This is a genomic window from Lichenifustis flavocetrariae (assembly GCF_026130545.1).
GTDB lineage: Bacteria > Pseudomonadota > Alphaproteobacteria > Rhizobiales > Beijerinckiaceae > Lichenihabitans > Lichenihabitans flavocetrariae.
This window is the reverse complement of record NZ_JAMOIM010000016.1, coordinates 1-14,714: the sequence shown is the minus strand read 5'-3', so window position 1 is coordinate 14,714 and position 14,714 is coordinate 1. Positions and strand designations below refer to the sequence as shown.

The following is a 14,714-nucleotide window of genomic DNA, read 5'->3' as shown; positions in this document are numbered from 1 at the left end:
GTCGGACGAGGTGTCTCGGGAAGCTTCTGTGGGCTCAGTGGCGACGCCGTTGTTCGACCCGCGCTTTATGATCGTCGCGGATCCCGAGCGCTTGCCGGCTGCGTTGGCGAAACCCGTTGTGGCTATCGGAAACTTCGATGGCGTGCATCGTGGTCATCAAGCGGTAATCGCGCGGGCGCAGGAGCTCGCCCGGCGGCTTGGGCGCCCTTGCGCGCTTCTGACCTTCGAGCCGCATCCCGCCAACTACTTTGCCGGAGCCCCCGTGATCTTTCGGTTGACCCCGGAAGACGCGAAGGCCCTCGTTCTGTCGCGTCTGGGGCTGGACGGTATGATCGTGCTCAGCTTCGGCCAGGCCTTGGCCGAACTCGATCGTGAAGCCTTCGTCGGCGAAATTCTGGTCCAGCGGCTCGGCATTTCGGCGGCCGTGATCGGCTATGACTTCCATTTCGGCCGGCAGCGGCTCGGAACGCCGGCCTATCTGCGGGACGAAGGAGCCCGTTGTGGATTCGAGGTCGAGATGATCGAGAAGATCAGGGGCGATGCGGAGGGCGATCTTTCGGCCGTTTCGTCGACGGCGGTGCGCCGGGCGCTGGAAGACGGCGACGTCGCCTTGGGGGCAAAGCTCCTCGGGCACCCTTACTTTGTCCTTGGTACGGTCATCCACGGCCAGAAGCTCGGCCGGACGCTCGGCTTCCCGACCGCCAACCTGAAGCTCGACCCGACCTCCCGTCTGCGCCACGGCATCTATGCGGTCCGGGTGCGGGGCGAGGGGTTGGATCATGGCGGTGTCGCCAGCTTCGGCCGGCGGCCGACCTTCGACAACGGGGCGCCGCTGCTCGAAGTCGTGCTGTTCGATTTCGAGGGTGATCTGTACGGTCGTACCCTCGAGGTCGACTTCGTGGCCTGGATCCGCGGCGAGGAGAAATTCGACAGCGTCGACGCTCTCGTGGTTCGCATGAACCAGGATGCGCGGGAGGCACGCACGGCGTTGAACAAGGATCGAAAACGGGATTGAGCGAGCCGGTCGACGCACCGGGGTGATCCCCTTTATCGAGGTTCAGTCTTTGTCGTCGACCTCGTGGCAACCATAGAAGCGTCTCTCTGACATGACCTTGATGAACTGCGCGGCCAGCGCGTCGATGCCCTTCCTGCGGAGCGCATCGACGACGAATAAACTCCGTGTGGCTCCAATCTTCCCGTGGCGGCCCTGTCCTGTTAGACACACGCCACTTTAGCGCCCGATCGATGGCCGCGGGTTTGGTGAGCCGATAGGCGCTCCACCGTTCCTGCCGGACCGATCGCGCCCATGGCTAGCAGATCGATGAACAAACAAACCCAGGCCGCCGAGACGGCGCAGGACTATTCCAAGACGCTCTTCCTGCCCAAGACCGACTTTCCGATGCGGGCCGGGCTGCCCCAGAAGGAGCCGGAGCTGCTGGCGCGCTGGCACGCCATCGGGCTCTACGGCAAGCTGCGGGACGCGGCGCAGGGGCGGGACAAATTCGTCCTGCACGACGGACCGCCCTATGCCAACGGCAACATCCACATTGGCCATGCGCTGAACAAAATCCTCAAGGACTTTGTCATGAAGTCTCAGCAGATGCTTGGGCGCGATAGCAATTACGTGCCGGGCTGGGACTGCCACGGACTACCGATCGAGTGGAAGATCGAGGAGGAATATCGCGCCAAGGGTCGCAACAAGGACGACGTGCCGGTGGTCGAGTTCCGCCGTCAGTGCCGGGCCTTCGCGACCAAATGGCTCGACATTCAGCGCGAGGAGTTCAAGCGGCTCGGCATCGTCGGCGACTGGGCGCATCCCTACACGACGATGAGTTTTCCGGCCGAGGCCCAGATTGCCCGGGAAATCATGACCTTCGCCAAGAACGGCTCGCTCTACCGCGGTTCGAAGCCGGTGATGTGGAGCGTCGTCGAGAAGACCGCGCTCGCCGAAGCCGAGGTCGAATACGAGGACCATACGAGCGACACGGTCTTTGTGGCGTTTCCGTCCGCGACGCTCGGCGGCAGCGTGGTGATCTGGACCACGACTCCCTGGACCATGCCGGGGAACCGCGCCATCGCCTATTCGACGCGGATTCCCTATGGGCTTTACGAAGTGACCGAGGCGGCGGCCGACAATTGGGCCAGGACCGGCATGCGCTACATCGTGGCCGACAAGCTGGCTGAAAGCCTGTTCAAGGCGGCGCGGGTTGCCGGATATAGCCGCATCGGCGATGTGCCGGCCGCGCGGCTGGCCGGCCAGAATGTCGCGCACCCTTTCGCCGACACTCTGCCGGGCTATGGGTTTCAAGTCCCGCTGCTGCCCGGAGACCATGTCACTGACGAGGCCGGCACGGGCTTCGTTCACACCGCGCCGGGGCATGGCCGCGAGGATTTCGACCTTTGGATGGCGCAGGGCAAGGCTCTCGCGCTGATGGGGATCGATACCCGGATCCCCTACACGGTCGACGAGAACGGCGCCTATACGGCTGACGCGCCTGGCTTCGAAGGCAAGCGCGTGCTGACCGAAATTGGTGCGCGGGGCGACGCCAACGATGCCGTGATGGCGGCGCTGGTCGCTGCCGGGAACCTCGTGGCGCGCGGCAAGCTGAAACATTCCTATCCGCATTCGTGGCGCTCGAAGAAGCCGGTAATCTTCCGCAACACGCCGCAATGGTTCATCGCAATGGACAAGCCGATCCCGGTCGGCACGGACGCCGCTCACGGCGGGCCGGGACACAATGCACCCGATACGCTGCGAGACATCGCCCTCGGGGCCATCGAGGAGACGCGCTGGGTGCCGGCGGCGGGCCAGAACCGCATCACCGGCATGATCGCCAACCGGCCCGATTGGGTGGTGTCGCGCCAGCGGGCCTGGGGTGTGCCGATCGCCATCTTCGTGCGCGACGCCGGTGTTGGCGAGGTCGAGATCTTGCGCGACGACGCTATTAATGCCGCAGTGATCGCGGCCTTCGAAGCCGAGGGAGCCGACGCCTGGTATGCGGAAGGCGCTGCGGAACGATTTCTGGGAGCGCGCGCGTCTGAGGGGTGGCGCAAGGTCGACGACATTCTGGATGTCTGGTTCGATTCGGGCTCGACCCATGCCTTCGTCCTGGAAGACGCCGTTCACTTTCCGAGCCTTGCGGGTATCAAGCGCAAGGTCGACGGGGGCGCCGACGAGGTCATGTATCTCGAAGGCTCCGACCAGCACCGTGGCTGGTTCCATTCCTCGCTGCTGGAAAGCTGCGGGACGCGGGGCCGCGCGCCCTTCGATGTTGTGCTGACGCACGGCTTCACGCTCGACGAGCATGGCCGCAAAATGTCGAAATCGGCCGGCAACGTCACCGCCCCGCAGGATATCATCAAGGCGAGCGGCGCCGATATCCTGCGCCTTTGGGTAGCAGGCGCCGACTATTCGGACGACCAGCGGATCGGCAAGGAAATTTTGGCCAGCACGGCCGACACCTACCGCAAACTCCGCAACACGCTGCGCTGGATGCTCGGAACGCTCGCCCATTTCGACGAAGGCGAGCGCATCGCGGCCGACGCTATGCCGGGCCTCGAACGCTTCATCCTTCACCGCCTGTCCGAACTCGACGAGGTCGTGCGCGCCGCCTATGCGGCTTTTGACTACAACAAGGTCGTGGCGGCGCTGTCGGGCTTCATGAACAGCGATCTGTCCGCTTTCTACTTCGACATCCGAAAGGACGCGCTCTACTGCGATCCCCTGTCGAGTCTGACGCGGCGCAGCGCCTTGAGCGTGGTGGACGAGACGTTCCGTCGTCTTGCCGTCTGGCTCGCCCCCATCCTGTCCTTCACGGCCGAGGAGGCTTGGCTCGCCCGCTATCCGAGCGAGGCCGGCTCGGTGCATCTTGAACTCTTCCCCGAGACACCGGCAGGCTGGCGCGATGAGGCACTCGCGGCGCAATGGAAGGCCGTCCGCACCGTCCGCCGGGTGGTGACGGGCGCCATCGAGATCGAACGCGCGAGCAAGCGCATCGGCTCGTCGCTGGAAGCAGCGCCTCGGGTGTTCGTCACGGACGCGGCCTTGCGAAAGGCCCTCAACGGTATCGATTTCGCGGAAGTCTGCATCACATCGGATCTCGTGCTGGAGACCATAGAGGCGCCCCCCGAGGCCTATCGGTTGGACGATGTTGCTGGGGTTGCCGTGCTTCCGGCGCGGGCGGAAGGGCGCAAATGTGCCCGCTCTTGGCGCATCAGCCCCGACGTCGGAAATGACCCCGAGTTTCCCGATGTGACGCCGCGGGACGCCCAGGCGCTACGCGAATTGCGGCAGGCTGGTCGCTTACCATGGTGAGGTTGCGTCTCATCGGCGCCATCGTGGCCTTGCTTGCTCTCGTCATCGACCAGGCCAGCAAGCAATGGCTGCTTCATGTCTATGGGATCGCCGACAAACAGCCGGTCCGCGTGGCGTCGTTTCTTGACATCGTGCTCGCCTGGAACCGCGGCATTTCCTATTCGCTGTTCACGACCGACAGCGCCAGGGGGCCTTGGATTCTGTTGGCCCTAACGCTGACCGCCACGGTCCTGTTGATGGCCTGGTTGTGGCGGACCGATCAGTCCGGAACCGCTTTCGCGCTCGGCCTCCTGATCGGCGGCGCGCTCGGCAACGCCTATGACCGGTTCGCCTATGGGGCTGTGGTCGATTTCGTGCATTTCCACATCGCCGGTTTTTCCTGGTATATCTTCAACGGGGCCGATGTAGCGATCTGCATGGGTGTTGCGGTTTTGCTGCTGTCATCGCTCATCACGCAGCCTGCCGTGGAGCCCGCCTCCAAAATGCCGAAAAACACCGGTTGATGGTATCCGAAGTGGAATAGTCCAAGCTCCAGGCTTGGCATTCGGAGGAATGCGATGTCCTTGACCAGATTGTCTTTCGTGGTGACGGGTGCGCTGGCTGTGGCGGCCGGCTTCGGCCCGGCCTTTGCTGCGGACGACGGTTACCAGGACGTGCTCTCATCTGTTGCGACGGCCATCGGGATTATGACTCCCGATACGACGCCTAACATCGACTATCGCGAGCGGGCGCCGCTCGTACTGCCGCCCAAGATGGAACTGGTGAAGCCGAGCGCCTCCCTGGCTCGTCCTGCCTCATGGCCGCAGGATCCGGATGTCACCCGCCGAAATAGGGCGGCAAGCGGAGGACGCGCACCTTTGGCGAACTCCTCTGGCAACGGCAACCCGCTGCTTTCCAGGGACGAGTTGATGCAGGGCCGTATCAATGGGGAGGGCGCAGATGCGCCACCTGAGAGCGCGCTCCGAACAGCTAGATGCGGCATGAACGGCAATGGCCGCGGCTGCCTCGTCGAAAGTCCCGATAAGCTCAAAGCCGAGGGCGATCATTATGCCGCGACGAACCCCGATACCGGCAAGGGGGAACTTCAGCCCGGCCAGGAGCCGGATCGCGTGTACCTGACACAACCGCCCAAGGGGTATTTGAAGGCCACCAAGGTCGTGAAGGCCACGACGGAAGCCCCGAAGCCGATCACCGACACGGCCAATCCGAATGCGGCGTTGGTCTACAAACCGAAACCCGAAGACGAGTAATTCTTAATCGCGGGTCCGGGAGCCATTCAGTCGATCCACAACCCGCGCTCGCGATGCCATTCCTCGATCGAAGCGTCTGGATAGAGGTCGAAAGTCTTGTCCTTCGGTCCGATCTTGGGAACCACCCAGTGGGGCTTAAACCTGAGCATCAAATGTGTCCGCTCTGACGCATTTGGCAAAGCCGTATCGATGATGGATGCGAACGGATGGACAAGCTCGGGCCACGTCGGGTCCCATAGCCAGAGAGCTGCACCGCAGGACCCACAGAAGTTGCGCTGCCCCTTGCTTTTGCGACATGAGCCGTCTTCTTCGTTGATCTCGGCCTGATAAACGCGAATCGCCTTCTCGCCCTTGACCACGAGGCTCGACTTGTCGCCCATGATGTTGATGGCATAGCCACCGCCGCCCGCGGTCTTTCGGCAAATGCTGCAATAGCAAAGTTGATAAGGGACGGGCGTGTGACTCGCGACCGAGAACGTCACGCATCGGCAGTGGCAAGAGCCTTCAAGATGCAACGGCATGTCCGACTTTCCAATTGAGGTTCGGCTACTTACACCAGACGAGCCGAAGTGGCCGCATCTGCTGACCTGATCGCTGCGCGCAAAGCGGGACGTTCAGGGCAAGCCGGCGCACCGACGACACGAGAATTCCATAGCGGAATCATTTACTCTAGCTTGCATATGTCCCGCCGAAGGCGAGCTTGTGCGGTATGATCGCGTACCCTTCGTCATGTTGTCGGTCGCATGTTGTTTGATCAAGATCCGCAAGCGCATGTCCCATCTTCGTCGCCTGGCGGTGCAGGCACTTGCCGTACGTGGAACCATCCCGAGGCCGACGTCGCGGTCATCGGTGCGGGGCTTGCCGGCAGTCTTACGGCCCTGAGCCTGAGTCGCCGGGGGTGCAGCGTCACGCTCATCGACCTTCACGCCGAGCCGCAAGTCGAATTCCGGGCGGAGCAGTTGGTCGGCCCGCAGATGTCGCGTCTGGCCGCGCTTGGTGTACTCGACGCGATGCTGGACGGAAGCGCCGCCAATCGTTCGACCGTGAATGGGCGTAGGGGCCAAGTCCTCGATCGCAGCACCGTCGATCAATTCGGTTTGCCCTACCATCGCATGGTGTCCGCAGTCCGCGCCGCGATGCCGCCGACGGTCAGGGTCGTGACCGCGCCTGTCGCCAATATCGACACCAGCCTGGATCGCCAAACCATCTGTTTCAAAGACGGATCGAGGCTTGAAGCCCGTCTCGTCGTCCTTGCCACAGGCCTCTCCACCGCATTGCCAAAACGGATGGGGATTGGTTTTCGAACGATCAGCGCCGCGCATTCGATGGCCTTCGGTTTTGACGTCGCGCTCGAACGACCGCAAAAACAGCTGATGCCGTTGGTGTATTACGCCGACGATATCGGCAAGCAGCTGGATTACCTCGCCCTGTTCGACATGGAAGGGACCATCCGGGCGAACCTGTTCGGCTACCAGGACAAACAGTCCGGATGGATCAAGGATTTTTGCGCCAATCCCACCAATGAATTGCGGGCCGCCCTACCAAAACTCGGCGATCTGCTCGGGCCCTATCGCGTGACGTCGGCGGTACAGCTTCGCAGCAACGATCTGCGGGTCGCTTGCGAGCCGGCGCGGGCCGGCGTGGTCCTCGTGGGTGACGCCTTTCAGACACCCTGTCCCGCCGCCGGCACCGGCATCGACCGACTGCTGTCGGATGTGATGACCTTATCGCGTCACGCACCGAGTTGGCTCGCAAGCCCAGGAATGTCGGCCGACAAGATCGCCGCCTATTACGCCGATCCTGACAAGCTGTCGGTCGATGCCGAATGCCTGCGAATCGCGGATTATCGACGCGCAGTCTCGACGGAGCCCGGGGTTGCCTGGGCGTTCCATCGGAAGCAGGTTCTGGTCCGCCGCAGACTGCGGGCCGCCTGGGCGTCCCTGTCGTCCGCGAAAATGGCCGCAAACGCCCTGGCGGTCGCGTCCCTTTCCTGAGCCAGGAGCCTCGACGGACGCGCGCTCTCGCCAGGGCCGTTTGGACGCGCTACATCCCCCGCGACGAAACACGACGGGGGAGGATTACAGATGACGCGGGTGAAAGTGGCGGACCTTGCCGTCGAGAAGCCTCTGTTCGACTTCGTCGCCAACGAGGCGCTTCCAGGGACGGGCATCGAGAGCGACGACTTCTGGAACGATTTCGCGAAGCTCATTCGGGATCTCGCACCGAAGAATCGCCAATTGCTGGTGGTTCGAGAGGACATGCAGGCCCGTGTCGACGCCTACCTGCGCGAGCACCACGGGCCTGGTTTCGACCAAGTCCATTATCTCGGCTTCCTCCGGGAGATCGGCTACCTTCTTCCCGACGTGCCGGCCGCATCGATTCGAACGGTAGGGATAGACGACGAGATCGCCCGCATCGCGGGTCCGCAGCTCGTCGTACCCATGTCGAATGCCCGCTATGCGCTGAACGCCGCGAATGCGCGGTGGGGCAGCCTCTACGATGCGCTCTACGGGACCGATGCCATTCCCGATGTCGGCGATGCCGCGCGCGGCCGTGGCTTCAACACGCATCGCGCCGCTCGTGTGGTCGAGTTTGCCAAAGGTGTTCTCGACAAGATCGCACCGCTTGCACAAGGGTCGCACAGCGAAGTGATCGCCTATACGGTTGAGGACGGCGTCCTCAAGGCGGATCTTGCGAAGGGTATCCCGCCGGTCGGTCTCGCCAATCCGAGTCTTTTCGTCGGCTATCGGGGACTCTCGCCCACGCCGGAATCGCTGCTGCTGCGCCACAACAACCTGCACGTCGAACTCGTGATCGATCGTGCCCACCCGATCGGCCGCACCGATCCGGCTGGCGTTGCAGACGTGGTGCTTGAATCGGCCGTCAGCACGATTATGGACATGGAAGACAGCGTCGCGGCCGTCGATGCTGCGGACAAGACGGAGGTCTACCGCAACTGGCTCGGCCTCGTGAAAGGCACGCTGTCGGCGTCGGTCCCGAAGGCCGGATCGTCGATCGAGCGGCGTCTGAACGACGACAAGGTCTTCACCACGCCGGACGGCGGCACGCTCACTCTGCATGGCCGCAGCCTGATGCTGATCCGCAATGTGGGCCACCATATGAGCACCGATGCCGTACTGGACGGGCAGGGGAACGAAATCCCGGAAGGCCTGCTCGACGCCGCCGTCAGCGTGCTGATCGGCAAGCGCGATCTTGAAAAACAATCGGGCATCCGCAACAGCCGGACCGGCTCCATTTATATCGTCAAGCCGAAGATGCACGGACCCGATGAGGTCGCCTTCACGGACGAAATCTTTGCGCGGGTCGAACAGATGCTCGGCTTGCCGCCTCACACCGTGAAGGTCGGCATCATGGATGAAGAACGCCGCACATCGATCAACCTCAAGGCCTGCATCGCCGCGGCGCGGGACCGGGTCGTGTTCATCAATACGGGCTTTCTCGACCGCACGGGCGATGAGATCCACAGCTCCATGGAAGCCGGCCCCATGGTGCGCAAGAACGACATGAAGAACCAGCCCTGGATCAAGGCCTACGAAGATAACAACGTCGATTGTGGGCTCGCGATGGGCCTTCCTGGCCGCGCGCAGATCGGCAAAGGCATGTGGGCGGCCCCCGATCGCATGAGCGACATGTTGGCCCAGAAGGGCGGACATCCACGCTCCGGCGCAACAACCGCCTGGGTGCCGTCGCCGACCGCCGCGACCCTGCACGCGCTTCACTACCATGAGATCGATGTGGCCGCGCAGCAGCGCGAGATCGCGACGCGCGCCCCCGCGCGCGTCGAAGACATCCTGACCATCCCGGTCGCTCAATCCAATTGGCAGCCCGACGCTGTACAGGAAGAACTCGACAACAACATCCAAGGCATTCTCGGCTATGTGGTGCGCTGGATCGACCAGGGGGTCGGCTGCTCGAAGGTGCCCGACATCCACGATGTCGGACTGATGGAGGACCGGGCCACCCTTCGCATCTCAAGCCAGCACGTCGCCAATTGGTTGGAACACGGCGTCGTCGATGAGGCCCAGGTCAACGAAACCCTGCGGCGGATGGCAGCTATCGTCGACAAGCAGAATGCGGATGATGCCGGTTACATGCCGATGGCGCCTGGGTTCGACGGGGAGGCCTTCGCGGCAGCCGCGGATCTGATCTTCAAAGGCCGTGCTCAGCCGAACGGTTACACGGAGTGGATCCTTCATGCCCGCCGCCGCGCCGCCAAGGCCAAGATGGCCGCTGTCTGACGCTCTTGTGACGTGAAGTTCCAGGAGATCGTTTGCCGGAAAGACTTGTAGTGGGCCGAGGTAAGGCCGATGTATAACCTTTAGTGTTTGTCAAACCATGCCGGAGGCATGGTCGCGCTGGCTTATGTCGAGCGGACCAAAGAGTGGCCGCCTCGACGGAGGCCGGGTTTAGGTTTGACAAACGGGTCTCGGTCTCAATCCGTGACGAAAGAGGTTTGCATGCCCGTTCTTTCCGTACTCGATCTCGCGCCCGTGCCGCACGGCAGCACACCGGGCGACGCCCTTCGGCGTTCGCTCGAACTCGCTCGCCACGCCGAGGCTTTGGGTTACCGTCGGCACTGGGTGGCCGAACATCACAACATGACGGGGATCGCCAGCGCCGCCACGGCGGTGGTGATCGGCTACCTTGCGGCCGGCACCTCGACCATCCGGCTTGGCGCGGGGGGCATCATGCTGCCCAATCATTCCCCATTGGTCATCGCCGAGCAGTTCGGTACGCTTGAGGCACTTTATCCCGGCCGTATCGACCTTGGCCTGGGTCGCGCGCCCGGAACCGATCAGCGCACATTGCGGGCCCTGCGACGCGATCCCGCAGCCTCGGATACGTTCCCGCAGGATGTGCTCGAACTGCAGGCTCTGTTCGCGCCGGCCGAGCCGACGCAACTCGTCCGCGCGGTGCCGGGCGCGGGATTGGACGTCCCCTTGTGGATCCTCGGCTCAAGTCTGTTCGGCGCGCAATTGGCCGGAATGCTAGGCTTGCCTTACGCTTTTGCATCGCATTTCGCACCCGACGCCCTGCTGCCGGCCCTCGAGACCTATCGCACCCGCTTCGAACCCTCGGCTCAGCTGGCCCGGCCGCATGCTATGGTGGGACTGAACGTGATCGCTGCCGAGACGGACGAAGAGGCGCGCCGGCTGTTCACCTCGGTCCAGCAATCCTTCGCCAACATGGTGCGCGGCACGCGAGGTCTGCTGTCGCCACCTATCGACGACATCGAGACCTACTGGTCGCCGGCCGAAAAAGCCCATGCATCACGCATGTTGGCCTGCTCGATCGTCGGCTCTCCGGCGACAGTCAGACGAGAATTGCAGCGCTTTGTGACGCAAACCGGTGCCGATGAATTCATGGTCGTCTCCGCGATTTACGACCAGGGCGCCCGGCTGAGATCCTACGAGATCTTGGCCGATGTGGCACGATCGCTCGATGAGGACATCCGCCAGGTCGCCTAATTCAGGCGGAGCGGAGGATCGCGACGATCACGAGCGCCAATCCGGCCATCGAGGTGAGCCACATGATCGAGCGCAAGTAGGGCACGCCGCCCGCATAGAGTGGCACGTAGACCACGCGTGCCACGAGGTAGAGCCAGGCACCATAAAGCGTCAGGGCGCCTTCGCGGCCGGCCACATGAGCGATCAGGATCGCGGCGGCGAACAACGGCAGGGTCTCGAAGAGGTTCTGCTGCGCCCGCCTCATTCGGCCAGTGGCGACGCCAACCGGTGGGCCGGGATCGTCGCGTGGACCGGCATTGTAGGTGGTGCCGGTCTCCAGAGTGCGGAGATGCGCCGGCAGCAGGATCTGCACGATGGCGAGCACCAATGTCCAGGCCAGCAGTGTGAGTTCAGTGTTCATGCGCAGGTGGTTCGCATTCGATGGCCGCCTTTAGGGCAGGGAGGGAAGGTGCGGTGATGCGCCTTCAATCGCGATATCCACACTCTCGTCCTTCAGGGCAACCCCGGTTTCGCCGCGGCGAAAAGCCTCTTCGATCAACCAAAGGATGGCCCGCGCGGCGCGGGGCGGTACGAGCCCCCCGCCTCGGATGTTGGAAACGCAGTTCCGCTCGTTGTCGCGGCGTCCAGGTTTCGGGCCGAAGGTGAGATAGGCGCCGAGTGAGTCAGGTGAGGACAATCCTGGCCGTTCGCCGATCAGCACCAGGACCATGCGGGCATCAAGCGCGGCACCCACCTCATCGCCGAGTGCGACTCGAGCCTGCGTCGCCACGACGATTGGACCAAGCGACCAACCTTTCCGCCGAATGGCTGGCACGAGAAGGTCGAGCAACGCCGCCGCATTGGCGTGGACGGCGGTGGCTGAAAGGCCATCAGCCACCACGATCACGAGATCTGATCCGCTGGCCCGTTTCGCGTCGAGGGAGATGCGGCTCTCGTCCGACAATCGTCGGCCGAGGTCGGGGCGTCGAAGATAGGCGGTGCGCCCCTCCGCCGCACTTCGGACTTCCGTAAGGTCGCAGTCGAGTACGGCCAGGTCACGCCGCAGCGCTTGAACGTCGAGCGTGGCGTGGACCGCATCCCGGGCCAGCGAATGGGCATGACCAAACCGTAGGATCTCATGGGTCGGGAGGGAGGCCCCGGTGCGACCAAGCGCGACCCGGGCGGGGGTCAACTCGCGGAGCATGGTCCAAGGATCGATGCGTGGAACGGGAGGCGTGTCGTCGTTCATGCTGCGAAAGCCGGGGGCAGGGCGCCGAGCAGCTTGGTCGAGTCCGCCTGTGACACCAACCTCCCGTCGGCATCGGTCAACCCCGCGTCGCGCAGCCAGGCCTCGAACTCAGGGGCTCGCTTGAGACCCAGCACCTCGCGCACGTAGAGCGCGTCGTGGAATGAGGTCGACTGATAGTTGAGCATCACATCGTCGCTGCCGGGAATGCCCATGATGAACGACACGCCGGCCGCGCCGAGCAGCGTCAGCAGTGTGTCCATGTCATCCTGATCGGCTTCGGCATGATTGGTGTGGCAGATGTCGCATCCAAGTGGCAAGCCGAGAAGCTTCCCACAGAAATGGTCTTCGAGGCCGGCCCGGATGATCTGCTTGCCATCGTATAGATATTCGGGGCCGATGAATCCCACCACGGTGTTGACCAGCAGCGGCTCGAAGGCGCGGGCGACCGCGTAGGCGCGCGCTTCGCAGGTCTGCTGATCGACGCCGCCATGCGCGTCCGCCGACAAGGCAGACCCCTGGCCGGTCTCGAAATACATGACATTGTCACCGAGCGTGCCACGCTTCAGGCTGCGGGCGGCCTCGAAACCCTCGCGCAGGATCGACAGGCTGACGCCAAAAGACATATTGGCAGCCTCCGTGCCGGCGATCGATTGGAACACCAGGTCGACGGGCACGCCGCGCTCGATCAGTTGCGTCGCCGTCGTCACGTGGGTCAGAATGCAGGCCTGGGTGGGAATGCCAAGGCGATGGATCACTTCGTCGAGAAGCCGGCACAGATCACCCAGGACCGCGACATTGTCGGAGGCCGGGTTGACGCCGATCACCGCATCGCCGCTGCCGTAGGCCAGCCCGTCGATGATCGATGCCGCGATGCCGCGCGCATCGTCGGTCGGATGATTGGGTTGCAGGCGTGCCGCCATCGTGCCCCGAAGACCGATCGTGTTCCGGAAACGCGTGACGACTTCCACCTTTCGGGCTGTGAGGATCAGATCCTGGTTGCGCATGATCTTCGATGTGGCCGCGACCATTTCCGGCGTCAGCCCGGCCGCGAGGCGGCCGAGAGCCAGCGGGGTAGCTGCCTCCGACAGCAGCCAATCCCGAAAGCCGCCCACCGTGAGATGGGCGACAGGCGCGAAGGCTCGCGCATCGTGGCTGTCCAAAATGAGCCGCGTGACCTCGTCGGTCTCATAGGGGATGAAGGTCTCGCTCAGGAATTGCCTCAGCGGGACGTCAGCGAGGCACAATCGGGCTACAGCCCTCTCCTCGCCGTTTGCCGCCGCGATGCCCGCCAGTCCGTCACCCGATCGTTCCGGCGAGGCTTTGGCCATGAGAGCTTTGAGGTCTCCGAAGGTCCAGAGCTTCTGCCCGACCATGTGCCTATAGCTCATGTTGCCTTTGTTCCCGGACTGCATCGCGCGCCGCAGCACTGTAGTCTCGCCGGTATGGGAACAGAAGGCCAGAATTGTAGCCGAAAACGGCCTACGAAACGGGCTAAGTTGCCATTTTGTTCTTGCGCACCCGCCAACCCGATCCTAGATTCCAGACGAACGGGATCAAGCATTGGGCAGACACGAATGGCAACGCTCAAGGAATTCGAAGAGGCGCTCCGGCTGAACGGGATGACCAATGCCTTGGCGATCCTTGACGGTCTCAAGAAACGTGATCGCGAGCGGCGTTCGATCGCGCCCGCGCGGCGCCTGGTGGGCCGAAAGATGACGGCCGAACTCGCGCGTTCAATCCTGGATCTTCATGCGACGACAGGCATGACGCAGCAGGAGATCGCGTTCAAGCTCGGCGTGAACCAAGGCCGGGTCAACGAAGTGATCAAGCGCGGCAAATGGTTGAGCGCCGATCCGCATGCGCCAGAGGCTCTGTCGCGTGACAAGGCCATGGATCGATTGACCCAGCGCGCCCAGGCGCGGCGCTCCGACAGGGCAGCGGCTCCTGTTCGGCCCAGCCAGCCTTCTGTCAAAGCTTCGCTACCGACAGTCCCGCCGCGAGCGATCCGCGAAGTGAAGGAACTTGGCTCGCCGGCGCTGCCGCTGGAGGTGGCCAGCCAGCCCGAGGCTGACCGCTCGATGACACGCATGCGCTCGGCAGCAACTCGGTCCGCCGCGGCACCGACCACAATTGTCTCAGCCCAACTTGCGTTTCTGGATCTCTGAACGCGGATTTTTGAGCAGGGCACCGCAGTCTGCCGGCGCTGTCCTGTGCTCTGCGGACCGGACGCGTCGCCCGAGCCTTTTTGGATCGACCCGTTTGCCGGTAACTCGTGTGACTTCAATCCATTAGATTGATCCTGAGCACCTTCCATCCTGCTGCCGTGACGATTTTCTGACGGATCTTTGTTTTCTGGTGTTGACGAGTTTGGGAGTGTGGTCCTATAAGGCGTTCATCGACGGCGGCGCTGCCAACGAGTTGGCGGCGGGCGC

11 protein-coding genes and 1 pseudogene are annotated in these 14,714 nt (G+C 63.4%); 8 read left to right on the top strand and 4 right to left on the bottom strand.

Going from position 1 to position 14,714, the window contains the following annotated elements:
- Nucleotides 1-67 precede the first annotated feature (67 nt).
- The 4 genes from M8523_RS21025 (at nt 68) to M8523_RS21010 (ending at nt 5,565) form a co-directional block, all read left to right on the top strand.
- On the top strand, nt 68-1,015 hold the full coding sequence (locus M8523_RS21025) for a bifunctional riboflavin kinase/FAD synthetase (protein WP_282586996.1): 948 nt from the start codon (nt 68-70) through the stop codon (nt 1,013-1,015).
- Between the two features lie 306 nt (nt 1,016-1,321).
- Entirely contained in the window at nt 1,322-4,315 is a 2,994-nt protein-coding gene (ileS, locus tag M8523_RS21020; protein WP_282586872.1) for an isoleucine--tRNA ligase, read from the top strand.
- On the top strand, nt 4,309-4,818 hold the full coding sequence (gene lspA, locus M8523_RS21015) for a signal peptidase II (protein ID WP_282586871.1): 510 nt from the start codon (nt 4,309-4,311) through the stop codon (nt 4,816-4,818). Before ileS ends, lspA begins: the two co-directional genes overlap by 7 nt.
- A 54-nt stretch (nt 4,819-4,872) precedes the next feature.
- Nucleotides 4,873-5,565, top strand: a complete 693-nt coding sequence (locus M8523_RS21010) for a hypothetical protein (RefSeq protein WP_282586870.1) — start codon at nt 4,873-4,875, stop codon at nt 5,563-5,565.
- A gap of 26 nt (nt 5,566-5,591) precedes the next feature.
- Here the strand turns inward: M8523_RS21010 and M8523_RS21005 are convergent, their stop codons facing one another.
- Entirely contained in the window at nt 5,592-6,086 is a 495-nt protein-coding gene (locus M8523_RS21005) for a GFA family protein (RefSeq protein ID WP_282586869.1), read from the bottom strand.
- A gap of 222 nt (nt 6,087-6,308) precedes the next feature.
- Between M8523_RS21005 and M8523_RS21000 the strand changes: the two genes are divergently transcribed.
- From M8523_RS21000 to M8523_RS20990, 3 genes are all read left to right on the top strand, one after another.
- Nucleotides 6,309-7,559, top strand: coding sequence for an FAD-dependent oxidoreductase (locus tag M8523_RS21000; RefSeq protein ID WP_282586868.1), 1,251 nt, complete (start codon nt 6,309-6,311; stop codon nt 7,557-7,559).
- A gap of 90 nt (nt 7,560-7,649) precedes the next feature.
- A complete protein-coding gene (locus M8523_RS20995; protein WP_282586867.1) occupies nt 7,650-9,824 on the top strand; it encodes a malate synthase G in 2,175 nt (724 codons plus the stop codon).
- Between the two features lie 219 nt (nt 9,825-10,043).
- Complete coding sequence (locus tag M8523_RS20990; protein ID WP_282586866.1) at nt 10,044-11,054, top strand: LLM class flavin-dependent oxidoreductase; 1,011 nt, start codon at nt 10,044-10,046, stop codon at nt 11,052-11,054.
- Nucleotide 11,055: 1 nt separating this feature from the next.
- Here the strand turns inward: M8523_RS20990 and M8523_RS20985 are convergent, their stop codons facing one another.
- From M8523_RS20985 to M8523_RS20975, 3 genes are read right to left on the bottom strand one after another with little or no spacing between them, the layout of a single operon-like run.
- Nucleotides 11,056-11,454, bottom strand: coding sequence for an MAPEG family protein (locus M8523_RS20985; protein ID WP_282586865.1), 399 nt, complete (start codon nt 11,452-11,454; stop codon nt 11,056-11,058).
- Between the two features lie 30 nt (nt 11,455-11,484).
- Nucleotides 11,485-12,282 carry an ethanolamine ammonia-lyase subunit EutC gene (gene eutC, locus M8523_RS20980; RefSeq protein WP_282586864.1) on the bottom strand — a complete coding sequence of 266 codons (798 nt, stop codon included), beginning with the start codon at nt 12,280-12,282 and terminating at the stop codon, nt 11,485-11,487.
- Nucleotides 12,279-13,670, bottom strand: a complete 1,392-nt coding sequence (locus tag M8523_RS20975) for an ethanolamine ammonia-lyase subunit EutB (protein WP_282586863.1) — start codon at nt 13,668-13,670, stop codon at nt 12,279-12,281. The genes eutC and M8523_RS20975 overlap by 4 nt, the downstream gene beginning before the upstream one ends.
- Nucleotides 13,671-13,856: 186 nt before the next feature.
- On the opposite strand from M8523_RS20975, the pseudogene M8523_RS20970 reads away from it, so the two are divergent.
- Nucleotides 13,857-14,246 (top strand): annotated as a pseudogene (locus M8523_RS20970) (RNA polymerase subunit sigma-70); the annotation flags it as partial.
- Nucleotides 14,247-14,714 lie beyond the last annotated feature (468 nt).

Bases quoted from the DNA above. Each gene is read 5' to 3' on its own strand.
- M8523_RS21025 (WP_282586996.1), top strand. From the start codon at position 68: ATGATCGTCGCGGATCCCGAGCGCTTGCCGGCTGCGTTGGCGAAACCC.
- ileS (WP_282586872.1), top strand. From the start codon at position 1,322: ATGAACAAACAAACCCAGGCCGCCGAGACGGCGCAGGACTATTCCAAG.
- lspA (WP_282586871.1), top strand. From the start codon at position 4,309: ATGGTGAGGTTGCGTCTCATCGGCGCCATCGTGGCCTTGCTTGCTCTC.
- M8523_RS21010 (WP_282586870.1), top strand. From the start codon at position 4,873: ATGTCCTTGACCAGATTGTCTTTCGTGGTGACGGGTGCGCTGGCTGTG.
- M8523_RS21005 (WP_282586869.1), bottom strand. From the start codon at position 6,086: ATGCCGTTGCATCTTGAAGGCTCTTGCCACTGCCGATGCGTGACGTTC.
- M8523_RS21000 (WP_282586868.1), top strand. From the start codon at position 6,309: ATGTTGTTTGATCAAGATCCGCAAGCGCATGTCCCATCTTCGTCGCCT.
- M8523_RS20995 (WP_282586867.1), top strand. From the start codon at position 7,650: ATGACGCGGGTGAAAGTGGCGGACCTTGCCGTCGAGAAGCCTCTGTTC.
- M8523_RS20990 (WP_282586866.1), top strand. From the start codon at position 10,044: ATGCCCGTTCTTTCCGTACTCGATCTCGCGCCCGTGCCGCACGGCAGC.
- M8523_RS20985 (WP_282586865.1), bottom strand. From the start codon at position 11,454: ATGAACACTGAACTCACACTGCTGGCCTGGACATTGGTGCTCGCCATC.
- eutC (WP_282586864.1), bottom strand. From the start codon at position 12,282: ATGAACGACGACACGCCTCCCGTTCCACGCATCGATCCTTGGACCATG.
- M8523_RS20975 (WP_282586863.1), bottom strand. From the start codon at position 13,670: ATGAGCTATAGGCACATGGTCGGGCAGAAGCTCTGGACCTTCGGAGAC.